Source organism: Gemmatimonadota bacterium (genome assembly GCA_039715185.1).
Classification (GTDB): Bacteria; Gemmatimonadota; Gemmatimonadetes; order Longimicrobiales; family RSA9; genus DATHRK01.
This window is the reverse complement of sequence record JBDLIA010000070.1, coordinates 1-17,513: the sequence shown is the minus strand read 5'-3', so window position 1 is coordinate 17,513 and position 17,513 is coordinate 1. Positions and strand designations below refer to the sequence as shown.

The window sequence follows — 17,513 nt, the reverse complement described above, 5'->3', positions numbered from 1 at the left end:
ATCCGCCTGCCCGCCAAGGAGCGCGTCCTGGTGGTCGAGCTGGGCGACGAGCAGGTGGCGTTCCCCTTCCTCGCGCTGGCGGAGGAGCGGGTGCTCGAGGCGAAGGTGGGCGGAGAGCCCGTGGTGGCCTTCTGGGCCCCCGGCACCGCCAGCATCTACTCGGAGCGTACCGCCGACGGCAGGGACGTCGGCGCGGCGGTGGGCTTCTCCGCGGTTCTGGACGGGCGGCGCCTGCGCTTCCAACCCACCGGCGAAGATCGCTTCCGCGACCGGCAGACCGGCACTACCTGGTCCCTGTCCGGCCTGGGTCTGGAGGGTCCGCTGGAGGGCAAGCGGCTGCGCCAGGTCGACGAAGGGGTCCACTTCTGGTTCGTGTGGGCGGCGTACCGACCGGACACCCGCGTCGTGGAGCGCTGATACCCTTCAGGGCGGCTACAACGGGACGTCGGCGACCCTTGAGGGACCGCTCCGGTCGGAGACCCTAGAGCCCAACTGTCCATGGCGACCAGACACCTGAGATTCCCCGGCTCGACCGGCGCCGAGCTCGCCGCGATTCTCGACCTTCCGGCGGACGGCGAAGTCGACGCCTACGCGCTGTTCGCCCATTGCTTCACGTGCTCGAAGGACCTGAAGGCGGTGGTCACCATCGCCAGGACGTTGGTGAGGGAGCGCATCGGCGTCCTGCGCTTCGATTTCACCGGACTGGGCCAGAGCGGAGGAGACTTCGGCGACACCACCTTCAGCAGCAACGTGGGCGACCTGCTCGCGGCGGCGGAGCGCCTGGAGCGGGAGGAGGGCGCTCCGTCGATTCTGATCGGGCACTCGCTGGGCGGCGCCGCGGTCCTGCAGGCGGCCCATCGCCTACCCGCGGTGCGCGCCGTCGCGACCATCGGCGCCCCCGCCGACCCGGGCCACGTCCTCAGGCACGTCGAGTCGAGCAGGGAGGAGATCGAGGCGAACGGAGAGGCGACGGTGCGCATAGCCGGCCGGCCCTTCCGCATCGGGCGCGAATTCCTCCAGGACCTGGACGCCGACAACATGCGCGCCTCGATCGGCGATCTGGGGCGCGCGCTGCTCGTTATGCACTCGCCCGTGGACGACGTGGTGGGCATCGACAACGCCGCGCGCATCTATGAAGCGGCCCGCCATCCCAAGAGCTTCGTCTCGCTCGACACCGCCGACCACCTCCTCACCGAGCCGGCCGACGCGCGTTACGTCGCCGGCGTGCTGGCGGCCTGGGCCGGGAGATACGTCGCCCCCGGCGTCGAAGCCGCGGAGGCCGAGGCGGTGATCCCGGGCGTGGTCACGCGGACCGGCTCGAGCGGGTACCGGACGGAGGTAGTGGTCGGTCTGCACTCGCTCGTCGCCGACGAGCCGCTGTCGGTCGGCGGCACCAGCGAGGGCCCGACGCCGTATGATCTGTTGGCCGCCGCGCTCGGCACGTGCACCGGCATGACGCTGCGCATGTACGCCGACCGGAAGGGGTGGCCGCTGGAGGAGGTGTCGGTGCGGCTGGCGCACGATCGGGTGCACGCCCAGCACGGCGGGGCCTGCGAGGACCCGAAGTCGTGCCTGGACAGGCTGCGCCGGGACATCACGCTCGAAGGAGACCTGGACCAGGAGCAGCGGGCGCGGCTCATGGAGATCGCCGACCGCTGCCCGGTGCACAGAACGCTGGAGGCAGGGGTGCGGATAGACACGACGGAGGCGGCGCAATGAAGAGGCGCGCGTTCGCCCGTTCCGCGGCGCTCGGGACGGCCGGCCTGACGCTCGGCGCCGCGAAGCCCGGCGCCGCGGCACGCACGCCCGAGCCGGTCAAGCCGCGCCGCCTCCGCGCCGGCTCCCGAGTGGCGCTCGTGAACCCCGCGGGCGCGACCTTCGACGGCCAGGACATCGAGATAGTGGAGGAGCGCCTGGCCGCGCTCGGCCTGGTGCCGATTCGAGGCCGGCATTTGCTCGACCGGCACGGCTACCTGGCCGGCACCGACGAGGCGCGGGCGGCGGACCTGAACGAGATGTTCGCCGACGACACGGTGGACGGTGTCCTGGCGGTGCGCGGCGGCTGGGGCGCGGCGCGCCTCCTGCACCTGCTGGATTTCGACGCCGTCGCCGCGAATCCCAAGGTGTTCCTGGGCTACAGCGACATCACGACGCTGCTGCTCGCGCTCCACGCGCGCACGGGGCTGGTCACCTTTCACGGCCCGGTGGGGACGTCGGAGTGGAACGACTTCTCGGTAGGCGCGCTGCGCGCGGTGGTGTTCGAGGGGACCGCGCCGACGCTGCGCAATCCGGTCGAGCGAGGCTCCGACCTGGCGGTAACCGAGGACCGCCCTCGCGTCATCACGCCCGGGCGCGCGCGCGGCCGGCTGCTCGGCGGCAACCTCACGGTCCTGGCGTCGATCCTGGGGTCGCCCTACGTGCCCGACTGGAGCGGGTCGATCCTCTTCCTGGAGGACGTCGGCGAGGCCGTGTACCGCATCGACCGGCTGCTGACCCAGCTCGCGCTGGCGGGCGTGCTCGACTCCGTTGCCGGGGTCGTGTTCGGCAAGTGCACCGACTGCGACCCCGACAGCGCTTATGGATCGCTCACGCTGCCCGAGGTGCTGGAGCACCACCTGGGCGGCCTGGACGTGCCGGTGTGGGCGGGCGGCATGGTCGGGCACATCCCGCGCAAGTGGACGCTCCCCGTGGGCGTGGAGGCCGAGATCGACACGGCATCGGCCACGGTTCGGCTGCTCGAACCGGCGGTGGTGTAGGCGGTGGAGGAAGCCCACACGCCGGCGCCGGGCGAGCCCGCCATCGCCCGCGCCGACTCCATCGCGCCGGGCACCGCGCTGGGCGACTATCTGGAGCGGACGCGGACGTACGGCGTCGCGCGCTTCGTGCTCGAGATGTCCGTGCTCGCGCTGCTGCTGCGCATCCCGGCGGTCATCGTCTCCGTGCAGCTCGGCGTCATCGAGGACGCCACCACGGCCGAGGAACTCCTCGAACAGTTCGGGCTGGTCGCGCTCGCGGTGCTCGCCCTGATATGGGCGCCCATCGCGGAGACCGTGCTCTTCCAGTGGGCGCCCATCGAGGCGCTGCGCCGCTTCGGCGCCCCGGCGGCGCTGGCCGCGGTCGGCTCCGCGACGGTGTTCGCCCTGCTGCACTTCCAGAGCGGGGTGGCCGCGATCCTGGTCCACATCCCCACCGGCCTCGTGCTGGCCTGGTGCTACCTGGCGTGGCGCCCCGCCGGCGTAGGCAAGGCGCTGCTCGTGACCACGGGCGTCCATTTCTTCCTGAACCTTCTGGCCATCGGCGCCGCGGCAATCAGCCTGGGCGGGGGCGGCGCGTGAACGAGAGCCTGGTGTTCTCGTTCCGCGGCGATCGGCTCCTGCTGCGCGAACGCCCGGGGGTTAGGCCCCGGCTGGCCCCAGCGTCCCTCCGTTCAGGAGCGCCTCGGCCTCGGCCACCGCCTTGTCGAGCGCCGCCCGCGCCGCGTCCACGGCCTCATCGATCTCCGCGCGGACCGAAGCCTTGACCTGATCCACGCGGGCTCGCCGCTGCTCGATCGCGTGTAGCGCCTCATGCCGGATCTCCTCCATCCGGCCCTTCACGCGCTCCAACTCCACCGCCGCCTCTTCGCGCAGGTGCGCGAGCTCGGCCTTCGCCTCCTGGACCATCTGCTCGAGGGCGGCGGCCCGCACGTCCAACTCGGCGCGCGCGGATGCTGACACCCGGTCCACCCAGGCGGCGAACTCCTCGCGGGCCCGGTCCACCCGCTCGCTCGCGGTCTCGACTCGGGCGGCCAGCGGCTGGGGGAAGCCCCCCTCGTAGTACTTCGCCGTGAACTCGCGCACGTTCAGCGTACGCGCGTAAACCACCTCGGCCAGGGAGAAGGCGGATAGCAGGCGGATGTAGAGCCAACCGATGTCGAACTCCCACCAGCGGGCGTTGAATCTGGCCGACCGGGGGTCGGCGTGGTGGTTGTTGTGGAGCTCTTCGCCGACGATCCAGACGCCGAGCGGGTAAATGTTCCGGCTCTCGTCCTTCGTGTCGAAGTTGCGATACCCGAGCGCGTGCCCGACGCCGTTGATCATAGCCCCGAAGATCGGGATCCAAACGGCCATGCCGGACCACACAAGCAGACCCAGGAGGGGGCCGAAAAGGAACACGTTCAGGACCAACATCGAGAGCAGGCCGGTCCAGCGATGCCGCTTGTAGACGTTGCGCTCCACCCAGTCGTCCGGCGTGCCCTTGCCGTATTTCTCCAGCATGGCGTCGTCCTGGATCGCCTCCTTGTAGAACCAGAGGCCCGCCAGGACGATGTGCCAGAACCCTTCCTCGTGCGGAGAATGTGGGTCACCCGGCTTGTCGCTGAACGCGTGGTGCTTGCGGTGGACCGCCACCCACTCGCGCGTGTTCATGCCCGTCGTGAGCCACAGCCACCCGCGCATGAAATGCTCCACCAGCGGATGGAATCGCACCCCCCCGTGGGTGGCGCTGCGGTGCAAGTACAGGGTCACGCAGATGTTCGTGATATGGCCGAGTACGGCCAGGTACACGAACGCGATCCACCACGGTTCTGCTAAGGCCGCGAATCCAGGCATGTCAACTCCGGAGCGGTTCGAGGAGCGAGCCCTGCCCCTCCTGGTTTCGGCGCCGCACTATGCCGACGCCGAACACGACGACCGCCCGGGAGGCGACGGATGTGCGCCGCCCCCCGAGCGGGGGAGTGCCGCAAAGATGTACGAACGCCGGATCGAAATCAAACCTTACTCCAGCCGCGCACCCCGATCGGCGCCGTTCAGGCGTCAGGCGAGACGGTCAGCGGAATCCGAAGCACCTGCCCCGGATAGATCTTGTCGGGGTCCTTCAGCATGGGCTTGTTGGCCTCGAAGATCTCCGGATAGCGCATTGCATCGCCGTAGTACTCGCGCGCGATCTTGGACAGGGAATCGCCCGACTGCACGGTGTAGAACTTGGCCTCCGGGGCGGGCATCCTCACCACCATCCGGTCGTCCACGCGGGCCACGCCGTTGAGGTTACCCACCGCCAGGATGACGCGTTCCCGCTCGGCCTGGGTCGTCGGGTTGCCGTGCAGGGTGGCGGTGCCGTCGTCGAACTCGACGCGGAACCCGTCGGGGTTCAGTCCGAGCCCGATCACGTGGCGCGCGATGGCGACCACCATGCCCTGCTCTTCGGCGGCTTCGCGCTTGTCGGCGCCCGTAATCTTGTCGCCGACGTCCTTGAGGAAGTCGAAAATGCCCATTGGTTTCTCCCGTGCGTGCGGTGGGCTTCACATCGAGATGCGACCGACGCAAGGGCCGTGCGGGGGCGAGAGCGGGGGCCACGATCCCGTGACTTCCAGCAATATACAGCCTTGCTACCCGCGCCGCGTCTTGCCCTTGAGGAAGTCGCGCATGAGGTACTGGCCCAGCGTCATGGTGCTCGTGAAGTAGGCGCGACCCCGGGCCAGCTCGCACACGCGCGAGACGAACGCGACGAGCGCCGGGTCGCGCGCGAGCATGAAGGTGTTGATGATGATGTTGGACCTCCGGCACGCCGCGACTTCGCGGAAGGTCTCCCGCAGCACCCGCGGATCGAGCCCCGCGGGGTTCTTGTAGACGCGCCCTCCCGGGAGCGTGATGGCGGACGGCTTGCCGTCGGTGATCATGATGATCTGGCGCATGTCCTTGCCCTGCGCGCGCAGAAGCCTGCGGGCGAGCTGGAGCCCCTCCGCGGTGTTGGTGTGGAACGGCCCGACCTGAGCGTGACCCACGCGCGCGAGCGGGATCTCCTCGGCGCGGTCGCCGAAGGTGATCACCCTGAGGCTGTCGCCCGGGAACTGGGTCCGGATGAGGTGCGAGAGCGCCAGCGCGACCTTCTTGGCCGGCGTGAAGCGGTCCTCTCCGTACAGGATCATGGAGTGCGACACGTCCAGCATGAGCACCGTCGCGCACGAGCTCCTGTACTCCGCCTGGTGGACCATCAGGTCCGGGTAGTCCAGGTCCAGCGGCAGGCGCGCGCCGCCGCGGCGGATGGCGTTCCCCAGGGTGGCCGGGATGTCCAGGTTGAAGCTGTCCCCGAAGGCGTAGGGCCGCGACGCCGCGTTGGCTTCGATGCCCGTGTCCAGGTGCGGCGTCTCGTGGCTCCCCTGAGTCGACTTGCCCAGCGCTGACATGATGTCGCGCAGGGTTCTGTAGGCCAGGAAATCCAGCCCCTTGGCGGTGAGCGAGAACTCCACCTGGCGGGCCGCCTGCGCGGCCTCGTCCACGTGGCCCTCGGCGTCCAGGTGCTGGAACGAAGCGGGCGCGGCGGGCGTTCCGTCGGCTTGCAGGTAGCCCTCTTCGACCAGACGCTGAACCAGATCGTCCAGCAACCGCGCGAGCGCCTCCCGAGCGGCCTCGTTGTCCCCCTCGCCGCGCAGCTCGGCCAGCATCTCCGGCGTGAGCTGCCCTGTTTCGATGAGCGCCTCCAGCAGGCGCTGCTTGAGGCCGTCCATGCTGTGGTCGGCGTCGTCTCCGGTCCAGCCCCACCAAGGGTGATACTGCGGGCCGCCCACGAAGCCGCTCTGGAGCAGGAAATCGGCGAGGCTCTCGAGCAGCGCTTCCAGGTTGAGCGCCTCGAGGAATCCCCCCTTGTACTTGGTGTAGGTGGTGAAGCGCATGCGAACGCCGGGTATGGGTGGGCGCGCCGATGGGGCCGTCGCGCCGTACGTCCCTATAGTGCCGATCCGCCCGAACGAGTTCCAGACCCGCACGACGACCGCACCGCCGACCTTGCCGTATCACCGGGTCCAATCTAGTATGTAAACCGATGGTTACATACAATCGGGAAGCGATCTTCCACGCGTTGGCGGATAGCCGCCGTCGAGAGATCCTCGATCTCCTGAGAGGAGGAGAGTGCCCCGCGGGCAGCATCGCCGGTCGTTTCTCGGTGACCCGCCCGGCCATCTCGAGGCACCTGCGCGTGCTGCGCGATGCCGGCCTGGTGCTGTGTCGCAAGGATGCGCAGGCCCGGCTGTACAGGCTGAATGCGGAGGCCTTCCACGAGCTCGACCGGTGGCTGGAACGCTACCGGATCTACTGGGCGGCCCGCCTTCAGGACCTCAAACGTTTCGTGGAGGAAGGCCCATGAGCGACTCCTGGACGCACAAGTTCTCGTTCCCGATTCCGGCCCCCGCGGAGCGAATCTTCGGCGCCCTGACCAGGGCCGACGAGCTGGAGGCGTGGTTCGCGGAGCACGCCCGGGTGGATGCCCGCGCAGGCGGCGGCTACCGGTTCTGGGGACGCCACACCATCGGCACGCCTTCGGCGGATGAGGCCACCGGCACCCTGCGCATCTACGAACCGCACCGGCGCGTGGCCTTCGACTGGGCCATGCTCGACGTGCCGAGTTCGGTGACCTTCTCGCTGGCGCCCGAGGAACGAGACGGCGCCCGGCTCACCCGCGTCTCGATCGAGCACACGCTGGAGCGGGAAATCGATCGGTCCCGCGCGCGCGAGATCGTAGACGACTGGTGGCGCTTCGCCCTCGGCAACCTGGCAGCGTACTGCGCGGGGCACGGCGCGGTCATGCGCCCCGACTTCGGTGACCCGAACCCGGAGGTCCGGCTGACGACCACGATCGAGGCGCCGCCGGCTGACGTGTTTCGCGCGTTGATCGAGCCGGCGTCCCTGAATCGCTGGATCGCCAGGGACGCTACGGTGGAGCCCCGCGTGGGCGGGCGCTTCGATCTCGGGTGGGCGGAGGCCGCCGACATCCCGCACGATGGCCCGGCGATGCAGATCCTCGAGTTCGAGCGGGATCGCCTCCTCGCGATCTCCTGGCCCGACTGGCGTGGCGATGCGTCGGTGCCGCCGCAGAGGGTAACGTGGATCCTCGAGCCCGAGGGCGAGGGCACGCTCGTCACGTTGATCCATTCCGGCTTCGTGCGCACCGTCGATATAAGCGACTACCCCTTCGGCTGGGGGCACTTCATGTCGCAGATGGCAGTGGTGGCGAGCTCCATCGATCTGCCTGCGGAGGCCTGAAGGAGGCTGGCCGGACGGCGACCCGACCCGGGCAAAGCAAACGGGCCCGGACGAATCCGGACCCGTTTCCAAGTCGAAGAGCAGCGCGGCCCCGATACCCGGCCACGCGCACGGCGCGCGCCTCTCCCCCGGGCACCGGGACCCGCTAACAGCCGGTACCGCGGATCAGTCGAATTCGACCTGGGTGATGCCGTTCTCGACGTCCACTTGGAACTCGACCAGCGTGCCGTCCAGGACGGAGAGGTCCTGAACCGTGCCGTCGCCCTGCGTGAACCACAGCGACGGGTCCAGCTCGATGGAAATCGTGCGCTGTGCCTCGTCGCCGGACACCACCAGCGGCGGCTCCAGCGTGCGCTCGATCTCGATCTCGGCCTCGAAGAAGACCGCGAACGGCTGCGGGTCTCCGCCGGTCGGCTGGAAGTTGCCCTCGATGCGAATGCTCGCGTCCTTCGGCCAGTCCGGGAAAGCGGCTTGGATGTCGGCCAGCAGCGCCTCTACCGCCGGCGCGTCGGCGGGATCCTCTTCGGTCTCGTCCAGGTCCTCGACCTCGAAGTCGATCTCCCTGTACGTGTCCGCCGGGACCACTTGGCTGACCACGATCGTGCTGCCGCCGTCGAGCGGGACGTCCACGAAGAAGGGTCCGGCCTCCCACTCCTCACAGTTGTCGTCGTCCATGCCGACGATGTCTGTGCACACGTCGCTGCTGTTCCGCTTCATCTCGAACTCAGCGACCACCATGTACAGGCCGTCGATGGTCACCACGCCGTTCGTCCCGACGATCGTGAGCCCGGCGCCGCCGCCGGCGAGCGATACGCTCGCGGAGGGCGCGAACGCCGTCTGGAAGCGAATCGCGACCGCCGTGCCATCGGCCGTGGGGCCGGTGGTGTCGTCGCAGGCCATCGTCGCAAAGGCCGCTAGCGCGAGCGCGGCGACCCGATTGAACTTCAACATCGGTAACTCCTGGTTGCGTTCCCGTTCAGTTCCCCTGCGCCGCTGGCGGGCGGCGCCACGCCGACCTTGAGCAAGCAAGGCCGCTGCCAGAAGCGGTTGTGTGGGGTTAAAAGATTTGTTTGCAATCACTTGAGGTCGAAATCGGGAGTCCGCCACAGCCTTGGTCGTCGACCCTGAGTGTTTCGTTTTGGGACAACCCGACTAACATCCGTGCGTCGCTGCGCGACAATCCGGGGGGAACGCGGCCGCAGTGTTTGGGGGGATCGATGCAGTCAGCAGGAGCGGGGGAGAGCAAGGAGCGCGCGACCGTGGCGGTCCTGGCCTTGACCGAGTCGTTCGGCTCGGCCTGGGCGGAGGTCGCGGACGCCGCGGACGCCGCGCTCAGGCTGGAGAGCGAGGCCGGCGAGCTGGCGCCGCTCGGCGAGGTAGACGCGCTGATCGTGGGCGCTGCCGGCCGGGAGTTCGACCTCGACGCGGACATAGACTCGCTGCGCTCCGCGGGCGCGGGCCCAATCGCGGTGGTGGGTGCGGACACGGGCCACCGGGCCGCGGTGGCCGCGCTGGGCACCGGCGCGCGCGAGTACTTCGCGCTGCCCGGCGACCTGGCCGCCCTGCGGGCCTGGGTCTCGGCCCTGTGTGACGAAGGGCGCTCGCGCGCGCGTGCCGCGCAGCGCGCGGAGACCGAGCAGCGCGCGTACGACTTCTCCGCGATCATCGGCGACAGCGAGCTGCTGCGCGACGCGGTCCGCCGCGCCGGCAAGGTCATCCCACGCGACCGCGCCACCGTGCTGCTCACCGGCGAGACCGGCACGGGCAAGGAGTTGATCGCGCAGGCGATCCACTACAACGGACCCCGAGCCGCCAGCCCCTTCGTCGAGGTGAACTGCTCGGCGCTGCCCGCCAACCTGCTCGAGGCGGAGCTGTTCGGGTACGAGCGCGGCGCTTTCACCGACGCCCGCACCGCCAAGCCCGGACTGTTCGAGGCGGCCCACGGAGGCACGCTCTTCCTCGACGAGATCGGCGAGCTCCGCATCGACCTCCAGGCCAAGCTGCTGCGCGCGCTCGAGGAGCGGTCGGTGCGCCGGCTCGGCAGCCTGCGATCCCGGCCTGTAGACGTGCGGATCATCGCCGCCACGCACGTCGATCTGCCCGCCGCGGTGGAGGCCGGCGACTTTCGGCAGGACCTCTACTACAGGCTCAACGTCGTCTCAATCCACCTGCCGCCGCTGCGCGAACGGGGGCAGGACGTGCTGCTCCTGGCGCGGCACTTCCTGGACGACATAGCCGGCGACTACGACCTGGAGCGCCCCGACCTGCCTGCGGCTCTCGAGCAGACGCTGCTCCTCAGGCCGTGGCCGGGCAACGTGCGCGAGCTGCGCAACGCGATGGAGCGCGCGGTGGTGCTGGGCGGAGAGGTGTTGTCCGAGGAGGACCTCTTCCCGCCGCTCGCGGCGGAGCCCGCGGAGGGGCCGATCCCCTTCCCGGCGACCATCGACGAAATCGAGCTGGCCGCGGCGCACGCCATGCTGACTCACCACCGCGGCAACAAGAGCGCGGCCGCGCGCGCTCTCGGCGTGAGTCGATCCCGCCTCTACCGCCTTCTGGGCGAGGAGTCGTGAACGCGACGCCTGTCTCGATTCGCTACACTCGTCCCGTTGCGAGGCATGGGCCGCAGCGGAAATGGCGCAGCGGCGGGGCGTTTGGCGGGCACGCCACGTGCTGGATGAGACGCGGGGGCCGTGGCCCGAGTGACGCCCCGGCCGACTCTCCCCACCCCATGGACTCAACTGTTTAATCTGAGCGAGGCGCGGATGCTTCGAGGCGCACTGATTCGCGGAATCCTGCTGGTCGCGGTCCCGCTGTCGGCCTGTAGCGACACCACGGGCCCGGTGGACGGGACGCTACCGGACACGGTCAACACGGCCCAACTTACGTTCCTGCCCCTGCCCCCGGATGCCGCGGCGACCCTGCCCGAAGAGCTCCGCTTCTGGGCGGTGCGCGGCGAGGATCGCCGGCTCGAGGTGGACATCCCCGTTGCCGGAGGCGAGCCCGAGGACTTCCTGCGCTTCGAGGTCGACGCCCAGTCGCTGTTGAGGCGACCCGACGGCACGGCCTTCGTAACCGGGGACTCGATCGAGATCGTCGTCCGCTTCGACTCCCGCTTCTTCCTGTTCGATTTCGAGCCGTCCGGTCTCACCTTCGACCCGGATCGTCCGGCCAGGCTCAACGTGGACTACGGGGTCACGGAGGGCGACCTGGACGGATCGGGCACGGCCGACTCGGACGACATCGAGTTCGAGGGCCGCCTGGACCTGTGGCGCCAGGAGGCGCCCGGCGACCCATGGATCAGGAGCGGCACCCTCAAGCTCGAGGATCTGGACGAGGTCCGCGCCGAGATCACCGGCTTCACCGGCTTCGTCCTGGCCGGCTGAGGGACGGCGACCCGGGCCCATGAGCAACGACGCCGAGGCGGTCCGTCGACTGGACCTGCTGGACGCGGTCAACCGTCGTCGAGCCGCCGGGGACTACGCCGGCATCCGGGTGCTGCTCGAGGACGATTCGCCCGAGACGCTCCTGGGCGAGGCCGCCCTGGGCTACTGGCTGGCGTACGCGCGCCGGCGACTCGGCGAGACCGAGGCAGCGCTGGAGCTGGCCGAGGCGCTCGAGGAGCCGTGCCTGCGGGACGCCGACCGCCAGCTCCACCGCAAGCGCACCAACCTGGAGGCGATGGCGCTGTTCGACCTGGGCCGTGTGGACGACGCGAGCGAGCGTTGGAGCGACCTCCTGGGGCTGGCCACCGCCGCGGGCGACAACCCAATGGTCGCGCACGCGGCCAACAACCTGGGTGTGGTGGCGACGCTGCGGGGGCAGGCCGATGAGTCGCTGGCGCACCACGCGCGCGCGCTCGCGGCGTACGAGCGGCTGGCGGACGGCCGCGGCATCGCCCTCACGCACCAGAACCTGGGCATCGCCTACCGAGAGCGGGGCCTGCCGCGCGAGGCCGAGGCGCACTTCCGCGCGGCCGCGCGGGCGGCCACGCCGGGCAGCGACGAAGACGTCCTGGCGCGGGCGCAGGAGGAGCGCGCGGTGCTGTTCCTGATGCGCGGCGACCCGAGCCTGGCCGAGGCTACCGCCGAGCGCGCGCGCCATCGCCTGGCGAAGGTAGCCGATCGCGCCGGGGTGGCCGAGTGCCTGCGCGTCATCGGCCTCGCGCGGCTGGTGGCCGGGCGCCGCCGCGACGCGCAGTCGCCGTTGCGCGAGGCCTTGCGCTTGGCGCAGGAGGTGGGCGCGGCGCTGCTGGAAGCCGAGACGCTGGAGGCGCTTGCGGCCGTCGAGCCGAACGAGGCCGAAGCTCTGCACGCGCGCGCCGATGAGATCTTCGGCGGGCTGGGCGCGCAGGGTTGGGGCGCCTCGGTGCGCGAACGGGTCGCTGGGTTCGTGGAGATGGCGGAGCGCGGCGCCAGCCCCTAGGCGGTGGCCCGCCCGGCGCCGACCCGCCCGGCGCCGACCCGCTCTACGCGCGCGGTCCTACGCCTCCAGCGAAGGCCCTCCAGCGGACGGCGGCGCGGGCCGCTTCCGGGCCCGGCGCCGGCGAAACGCTCCGCCCGAGGATCGGCTGATCCTGCGCTCCGCGGCGAGCGCCTCCAGGACCAGTTCGCACCCCGCCACGCGCGCGCCCGGAGACGCGCCGTCCCACATGCCCGCGCGCCGCACTGCACCTTCCAGCCCCGCGACCGCGGTGAGCCCCTCCAGCGCCGCGGCGGCGGCGGCGGTGTCGCCCACCTGGAGGACCCCGCCGCGGTCGAAGTAGTCCACGACCTCCGCGAGCTCGTCCTCGACGCCCTCCGGGACCATGTCGTCCAGCGCCTCCGCCGAGGCGCGTCCGATGAGCTCGCGCGCGACGCGCTCGCTGCCCTGTAGCTCGCCCTCGTACTCCAGCTCCAGCTTGCCCTCGATCGCAGGCAGCGCGGCGTACACGTCGCTGATCCTCACCACCGGCGGCTCTCCGGTCAGGAGCGCGCGCCGCTCGGCCGATGACGCGGCGTTCTCCAGCGCGGCTATGGGGAGCCGCTGGCTGACCCCGCTGCGCTGATCGACCCTCTTGTCCTCGCGCGCCAGGAACGCCACCCGCTCTATCACCGAGGCCACCACGTCCGGCACCTCGATGTCCACGTCGCCGCGGTCCACCCACGCCTCCTGCCGGGTGATGCGCACGCCGGTCTCCACGCTCTCCGGGTAGTGCGTGCGCACCTCGGCGCCGATCCTGTCCTTCAGGGGCGTGATGATCTTGCCGCGCGCGGTGTAGTCCTCCGGGTTCGCGGTGAAGACCGTGAGGACGTCCAGCGGCAGCCGCACAGGGTAGCCCTTGATCTGCACGTCCCCTTCCTGGAGCACGTTGAAGAGCCCCACCTGGATCTTGCCGGACAGATCGGGCAGCTCGTTGACCGCGAAGATGCCGCGGTTGGCGCGCGGCAGGAGCCCGAAGTGGATCGTCATCTCGTCCGACAGGACGTGCCCGCCGCGCGCCGCCTTGATGGGGTCCACGTCGCCGATGATGTCGGCGATGGTCACGTCCGGCGTGGCGAGCTTCTCGACGAAGCGGGCGTCGCGGGTGACCCAGTCTATCGGCGTCGAATCCCCGCACTCCTCCAGCACCGTCTTGCCGTGACGCGAGATGGGCCGGAGCGGGTCGTCGTTCACCTCGCTGCCCGCGATGATAGGGATCTCGGGGTCGAGCAGGTCCACGAGCTGGCGCACCATGCGGCTCTTCGCCTGCCCGCGCAGCCCCAGCAAGATGACGGTCTGCTTGGCCAGCAGCGCCTGCACGAGCTGGGGGACGACGGTGTCATCGTAGCCAACCACGCCGTGGAACACGGGACTCCCGTCGCGCAGGCGCGCGATCAGGTTGCGGCGCACCTCTTCGCGCACGCTCTGGCCCACGTAACCGCTCTCCTTCAACGCACCGAGCGTGGTCGGGCGGGAGGGTGTCATGTCTACTCCGTCTCGGGGTGTACCTGGCCTTCGGCTTGGGAAGGCAGGCGAATCGTGACGCCGCTGGGCGTCTTCACCAGTCGGGGAAGACGCGGAGGCACCGGTCTGGTTCGCGCGGCGTCGACGGCGGCTGACGCGCTGGGAAAGCCCACCAGGTCTTCGAGCGTGCGCACCGTCGGGAAGACCATGGGCAGGGAGCCGTCGTGGAACCGCTCGAGGGCTCCCGTGGGGGTCAGCCAGACGGCGTCGACCATCTCCCGCGGGTCCGCCGCGGCGCGCGTGCCATCCGCCACCCGCGCGATGAAGAAGCGCGTGTCGTAGCGCCGAGGCTCGACCACCGGGGTGATCCAGTGCGCCAGGTAGGCCGCGTCCGTCAGGTCCACGCGCGCGCCCAATTCGTCGAGCACCTGGCCCAAGCCGTGCCGGCCCTCGAGCAGCCCGTCGCGCAGGCGCTCCAGCGCGGGGTCGTCCAGCGCCGACAGAGCCGGTACGCCCTGGGCGCGCGCCAGCAGCACGCCTGTCTCCTCGAACGCCTCGCGCACGGCGGCTATCCAGTAGGCGGCTTCGGGACCTTCATCGGGCACACCGTCGCAGCGATCCCGGAGCGCGTCTGATGCGTCGCCGGCGTCCACCCGGCCGCCGGGAAACACGTACGCCCCGGGCACGAACCCGGCCTCCCGGCGGCGCTTCATGAGGAGCGCCTCCGGTCCATCGGCAGCATCTCTCAGCAATACGATCGTCGCTGAAGGCTTGGGCTCCGGCGGGCTCCGGGGGTCGGCTTCGAGGCCACGCGCGAACGTGGGCGGCAGCCGCTCCCAGGGGATTTCGTACGGGTCCGTCAACTCGCCTCCGGCGTCAACTCGGTCCGCAGAGCCCCCACGAGGGCGTCGGCGTCGGCCAGGTCGTTGTACACGTGAGGCGAGATTCTGAGCGCGGCGCCGCGACGGGACACGTAGATGCCCCGCTCGGTGAGCGCCCGGTGTAGGCCCCCGCCGTCCACGCCGGCGGGTAGGCTCAACCCGACAATGTGTCCGCTGCGCGGCCCCTCCGGCGGCGCCATGTCGAGCGCGAGGACGCCCTCCACCACGTGGTCCGTGATCGTCCGGCCGTGCGCCTGCACCGCCTCGGGCCCCAGCGCCAGCACGTACTCCAGACCCGCCACCGTCATGGGCATGAGCGCAAAGTTCGCGCGCTCGGCCGAGTCGAAGCGCGAGGCGTCGGGGCGCAGCTCGTCGCGGTAGTCCACCAGCGCGCGGAAATCCTCGCTGCCGGGCCGGCCCAACCACGTGTACTCGACCGGCTCGCCGCCGCGGAAGCGCTCCCCGATCCAGGCCAAGCCGACCGAGTAGGGCCCCAGCAGCCACTTGTAGCACGCGCACACGACCGCGTCCGGCTTCAGGCGGCCGACCGAGAAGGGCAGCGCGCCGATGCTCTGCGTCCCGTCGATGACGAACGCAGCGCCCACCTCACGGGCGCGCGCGCCGATCGCCTCCAGGTCCAGCAGCGAGCCGTCGGTCCAGTGGACCTGCCCCAGCGTGACCAGCGCCGTATCGGAATCGACCGCGTCGATGACCGCGGCGCTCCAACTCTCGCCGGGCACCGGGCGCTCCACCGTGTACAGGTACGCGCCGGTCCGCTCCGCGACCGCCTTCCAAGGGTAGACGTTGGCGGGGAACTGCTCCGCCAGAACGACAATTCGCTGCCCGGGCCGGGGACTCAGGTTGCGCGCCACGATCTCGACGCCGTAGGAGACGCCCGGCACGATGGCAACGCCCTCGGGATCGGCGTCGATCAACTCCGCGAAAAGCCGGCGAGCCAGGTCGCTCTCCTCGAAGAAGTGGCGCGCCTCGATCCTGCTCGGATCGCCTTTTCTGCGCACGCCGCCCAAGCCGGCCTCTTCCACGACGCGCGGGATGGGGGCCATGTAGGCACAGTTCAGGTAGCGGACGCCCGCCGGTATGGAAAACTCGTTTCTTCGGGATTGCATGGAAGCGTGGGTTAGATTTCTGGCGGCCGCGCAACATAGCCCGCTCACCTTGGGCGCGCTTAACTTTCGCGCCGCCCAGAGCGTCGAAGTCTAATCGGCCATTCGTGAGTGACACAGAGGGAGCATGCTAGAACCGTTATCCGTCGGGTCCTGCCGGCGCGCGGCGCGTCGCGTCAGCGTGGCCGCAGCGTTCGTGGGCCTGACGATCGTCGCGGGGCCCGCGGCGGCCCAGGCGCCGGAGACGGCGCCGGAAGACCTTCAGGTCATGACCCTGGAGGAGGTCGTCCAGCGCGCGCTGCTGGTGAATCCGCAGATGGCGCAGGCCGAGGGCTCGGTGCGCTCAGCGGAAGCCACGCGCCTGAGCGCGCGCGGCTCATACCTGCCCACGATCAACGCATCGTCCAACGCGTCGCGCGCCTCCACCAACCGCTTCAACCCGCAGACCAACACCACCGTCACGGGCTCGTCCAACAGCTACAGCGCGGCGCTCAACGCGTCGCTCGACGTGTGGAACGGCGGCCGCCGCGGCGCCGAGATCAACGACGCGGGCGCGGCTCTGGAGGCCGCGCGCGCCACCGCGCAGCAGCGCCGCTTCGACGTGGTCCTGTCCGCCAAGGTGGCGTTCTACGACGTGCTGCGGCGCGCAGAGCTGATGCGCGTCTCGGAGGCACGGATCAGGCGCGCGCGGGAATCGCTGGCGGCCGCCGAGCGCCGGCTTCAGGTCGGCACCGCCACGCGCTCTGACGTGTTGCGCTCGCAGCTCGAGCTGAACGACGCGCGCCAGGCCGAGCTGACCGAGCGCACCAACTGGACCGTCGCCACGTACGCGCTCGGGCGCGTGGTGGGCGTCGAGGACCGGGTGGGCGCCGAGTCCGGCGACGCCATCGCCGCTCGCGCGCTCGCTCTGTCCGACGAGGAGTTGCGCGGCCTGGTGCTGGAGACCAGCCCGGCGGTGGTCGCCGCGGGCGCGAACCTGCGCTCCGCGCGGGCGGGCGTCGGCGTGGCCCGGTCCCAGTACTTCCCCACGCTGCGCGCCACCAGCAACCTCAACTGGTTCAACCAGGAGTTCGCCTTCGACGGCGGCACCTCCAGTTGGAACATGGGACTCGCGGTTTCGCTACCCGTATTCAATGGTTTTCAGCGCGAGAGCGCCGCGACACGAGCGCGCGTGGCGGCCGACGTGGCCGAGTTCGAGGTGCGCGACGCGCGCCGCGCCGCGCGCGTGGACCTGGAGCGCCTGCTCGGGTCGGTGCGGCTCGCCGAGGAGCGCCTGGAGCTCACCGCCGAGGCGGTGGAGGTGGCGCGCGAGGACCTGCGCGTGCAGGACGAGCGTTACCGTCTTGGCGCATCGACGATCCTGGACCTGATCACGTCGCAGCTGAACCTCGCGCAGGCGGAGACAGACGAGATCGCCGCACGCTACGACTATCAGATCGCCCGCGCCGAGTTGGAGGCGCTCGTGGGGAGGGAACTCTAGTGAACCGTATCGCCCGATTCGCCCCGCTCATCTTGCCGCTCGCGCTCGCCGCGTGCGACCAGGCCGGCGCCGAGGAGGAGCCGGAGAGCGC

The 17,513-nt window shown here is 70.5% G+C and carries 16 protein-coding genes and 1 pseudogene; 10 read left to right on the top strand and 7 right to left on the bottom strand.

Annotated elements, in window-relative coordinates:
* From ABFS34_12220 to ABFS34_12205, 4 genes are all read left to right on the top strand, one after another.
* Positions 1–417, top strand: a 417-nt coding sequence (locus tag ABFS34_12220; GenBank protein MEN8376205.1) for a DUF3179 domain-containing (seleno)protein, incomplete at its 5' end; no start/stop codon positions are given.
* An 81-nt stretch (positions 418–498) separates the two neighbouring features.
* Complete coding sequence (locus tag ABFS34_12215; protein MEN8376204.1) at positions 499–1,719, top strand: bifunctional alpha/beta hydrolase/OsmC family protein; 1,221 nt, start codon at positions 499–501, stop codon at positions 1,717–1,719.
* A complete protein-coding gene (locus ABFS34_12210; GenBank protein ID MEN8376203.1) occupies positions 1,716–2,756 on the top strand; it encodes an LD-carboxypeptidase in 1,041 nt (346 codons plus the stop codon). Before ABFS34_12215 ends, ABFS34_12210 begins: the two co-directional genes overlap by 4 nt.
* Before the next feature lie 3 nt (positions 2,757–2,759).
* Complete coding sequence (locus ABFS34_12205; GenBank protein ID MEN8376202.1) at positions 2,760–3,335, top strand: CPBP family intramembrane glutamic endopeptidase; 576 nt, start codon at positions 2,760–2,762, stop codon at positions 3,333–3,335.
* A gap of 60 nt (positions 3,336–3,395) precedes the next feature.
* On the opposite strand, the gene ABFS34_12200 is transcribed toward ABFS34_12205, so the two are convergent.
* The 3 genes from ABFS34_12200 to ABFS34_12190 all read right to left on the bottom strand — a co-directional run bounded on the left by ABFS34_12200 (position 3,396) and on the right by ABFS34_12190 (position 6,649).
* Positions 3,396–4,589: a fatty acid desaturase gene (locus ABFS34_12200; protein ID MEN8376201.1), complete on the bottom strand. Its 1,194-nt coding sequence runs from the start codon at positions 4,587–4,589 to the stop codon at positions 3,396–3,398.
* Positions 4,590–4,786: 197 nt separating this feature from the next.
* Positions 4,787–5,251, bottom strand: coding sequence for a peptidoglycan-binding protein LysM (gene lysM / locus ABFS34_12195; GenBank protein ID MEN8376200.1), 465 nt, complete (start codon positions 5,249–5,251; stop codon positions 4,787–4,789).
* 114 nt (positions 5,252–5,365) lie between these two features.
* Positions 5,366–6,649 (bottom strand): VWA domain-containing protein, encoded by a 1,284-nt coding sequence (locus ABFS34_12190; GenBank protein MEN8376199.1) that lies wholly within the window; start codon positions 6,647–6,649, stop codon positions 5,366–5,368.
* Positions 6,650–6,798: 149 nt separating this feature from the next.
* Between ABFS34_12190 and ABFS34_12185 the strand changes: the two genes are divergently transcribed.
* Both ABFS34_12185 and ABFS34_12180 read left to right on the top strand, forming a co-directional pair.
* Positions 6,799–7,119: a metalloregulator ArsR/SmtB family transcription factor gene (locus tag ABFS34_12185; GenBank protein MEN8376198.1), complete on the top strand. Its 321-nt coding sequence runs from the start codon at positions 6,799–6,801 to the stop codon at positions 7,117–7,119.
* The gene (locus tag ABFS34_12180; GenBank protein ID MEN8376197.1) at positions 7,116–8,015 is read left to right on the top strand and encodes an SRPBCC domain-containing protein; all 900 of its coding nucleotides are present in this window, start codon (positions 7,116–7,118) and stop codon (positions 8,013–8,015) included. Before ABFS34_12185 ends, ABFS34_12180 begins: the two co-directional genes overlap by 4 nt.
* Before the next feature lie 165 nt (positions 8,016–8,180).
* Here ABFS34_12180 and ABFS34_12175 read toward each other — a convergent pair whose 3' ends face one another.
* Positions 8,181–8,966, bottom strand: a complete 786-nt coding sequence (locus tag ABFS34_12175) for a hypothetical protein (protein MEN8376196.1) — start codon at positions 8,964–8,966, stop codon at positions 8,181–8,183.
* 266 nt (positions 8,967–9,232) lie between these two features.
* Here ABFS34_12175 and ABFS34_12170 point away from each other — a divergent pair, with 266 nt between their 5' ends.
* The 3 genes from ABFS34_12170 to ABFS34_12160 all read left to right on the top strand — a co-directional run bounded on the left by ABFS34_12170 (position 9,233) and on the right by ABFS34_12160 (position 12,437).
* Positions 9,233–10,585 carry a sigma 54-interacting transcriptional regulator gene (locus ABFS34_12170; GenBank protein ID MEN8376195.1) on the top strand — a complete coding sequence of 451 codons (1,353 nt, stop codon included), beginning with the start codon at positions 9,233–9,235 and terminating at the stop codon, positions 10,583–10,585.
* A gap of 192 nt (positions 10,586–10,777) precedes the next feature.
* Positions 10,778–11,398, top strand: a complete 621-nt coding sequence (locus tag ABFS34_12165) for a hypothetical protein (GenBank protein MEN8376194.1) — start codon at positions 10,778–10,780, stop codon at positions 11,396–11,398.
* A 19-nt stretch (positions 11,399–11,417) separates the two neighbouring features.
* Positions 11,418–12,437 carry a tetratricopeptide repeat protein gene (locus tag ABFS34_12160; GenBank protein ID MEN8376193.1) on the top strand — a complete coding sequence of 340 codons (1,020 nt, stop codon included), beginning with the start codon at positions 11,418–11,420 and terminating at the stop codon, positions 12,435–12,437.
* A 57-nt stretch (positions 12,438–12,494) separates the two neighbouring features.
* Here ABFS34_12160 and ABFS34_12155 read toward each other — a convergent pair whose 3' ends face one another.
* From ABFS34_12155 to ABFS34_12145, 3 genes and pseudogenes are all read right to left on the bottom strand, one after another.
* Entirely contained in the window at positions 12,495–13,958 is a 1,464-nt protein-coding gene (locus tag ABFS34_12155) for a magnesium chelatase (protein MEN8376192.1), read from the bottom strand.
* 524 nt (positions 13,959–14,482) lie between these two features.
* Positions 14,483–14,800 (bottom strand): annotated as a pseudogene (locus ABFS34_12150) (hypothetical protein).
* Positions 14,797–15,945, bottom strand: a complete 1,149-nt coding sequence (locus tag ABFS34_12145; protein ID MEN8376191.1) for an aminotransferase class V-fold PLP-dependent enzyme — start codon at positions 15,943–15,945, stop codon at positions 14,797–14,799. Before ABFS34_12145 ends, ABFS34_12150 begins: the two are co-directional and overlap by 4 nt.
* Before the next feature lie 124 nt (positions 15,946–16,069).
* Between ABFS34_12145 and ABFS34_12140 the strand changes: the two genes are divergently transcribed.
* A complete protein-coding gene (locus ABFS34_12140) occupies positions 16,070–17,422 on the top strand; it encodes a TolC family protein (GenBank protein MEN8376190.1) in 1,353 nt (450 codons plus the stop codon).
* The last annotated feature ends 91 nt before the right edge of the window (positions 17,423–17,513 follow it).

Coding starts and splice junctions, on each gene's coding strand:
- ABFS34_12210 (MEN8376203.1), top strand. CDS start 1,716: ATGAAGAGGCGCGCGTTCGCCCGTTCCGCGGCGCTCGGGACGGCCGGC.
- ABFS34_12145 (MEN8376191.1), bottom strand. CDS start 15,945: ATGCAATCCCGAAGAAACGAGTTTTCCATACCGGCGGGCGTCCGCTAC.
- lysM (MEN8376200.1), bottom strand. CDS start 5,251: ATGGGCATTTTCGACTTCCTCAAGGACGTCGGCGACAAGATTACGGGC.
- ABFS34_12160 (MEN8376193.1), top strand. CDS start 11,418: ATGAGCAACGACGCCGAGGCGGTCCGTCGACTGGACCTGCTGGACGCG.
- ABFS34_12155 (MEN8376192.1), bottom strand. CDS start 13,958: ATGACACCCTCCCGCCCGACCACGCTCGGTGCGTTGAAGGAGAGCGGT.
- ABFS34_12165 (MEN8376194.1), top strand. CDS start 10,778: ATGCTTCGAGGCGCACTGATTCGCGGAATCCTGCTGGTCGCGGTCCCG.
- ABFS34_12215 (MEN8376204.1), top strand. CDS start 499: ATGGCGACCAGACACCTGAGATTCCCCGGCTCGACCGGCGCCGAGCTC.
- ABFS34_12200 (MEN8376201.1), bottom strand. CDS start 4,589: ATGCCTGGATTCGCGGCCTTAGCAGAACCGTGGTGGATCGCGTTCGTG.
- ABFS34_12185 (MEN8376198.1), top strand. CDS start 6,799: ATGGTTACATACAATCGGGAAGCGATCTTCCACGCGTTGGCGGATAGC.
- ABFS34_12190 (MEN8376199.1), bottom strand. CDS start 6,649: ATGCGCTTCACCACCTACACCAAGTACAAGGGGGGATTCCTCGAGGCG.
- ABFS34_12140 (MEN8376190.1), top strand. CDS start 16,070: ATGCTAGAACCGTTATCCGTCGGGTCCTGCCGGCGCGCGGCGCGTCGC.
- ABFS34_12180 (MEN8376197.1), top strand. CDS start 7,116: ATGAGCGACTCCTGGACGCACAAGTTCTCGTTCCCGATTCCGGCCCCC.
- ABFS34_12175 (MEN8376196.1), bottom strand. CDS start 8,966: ATGTTGAAGTTCAATCGGGTCGCCGCGCTCGCGCTAGCGGCCTTTGCG.
- ABFS34_12170 (MEN8376195.1), top strand. CDS start 9,233: ATGCAGTCAGCAGGAGCGGGGGAGAGCAAGGAGCGCGCGACCGTGGCG.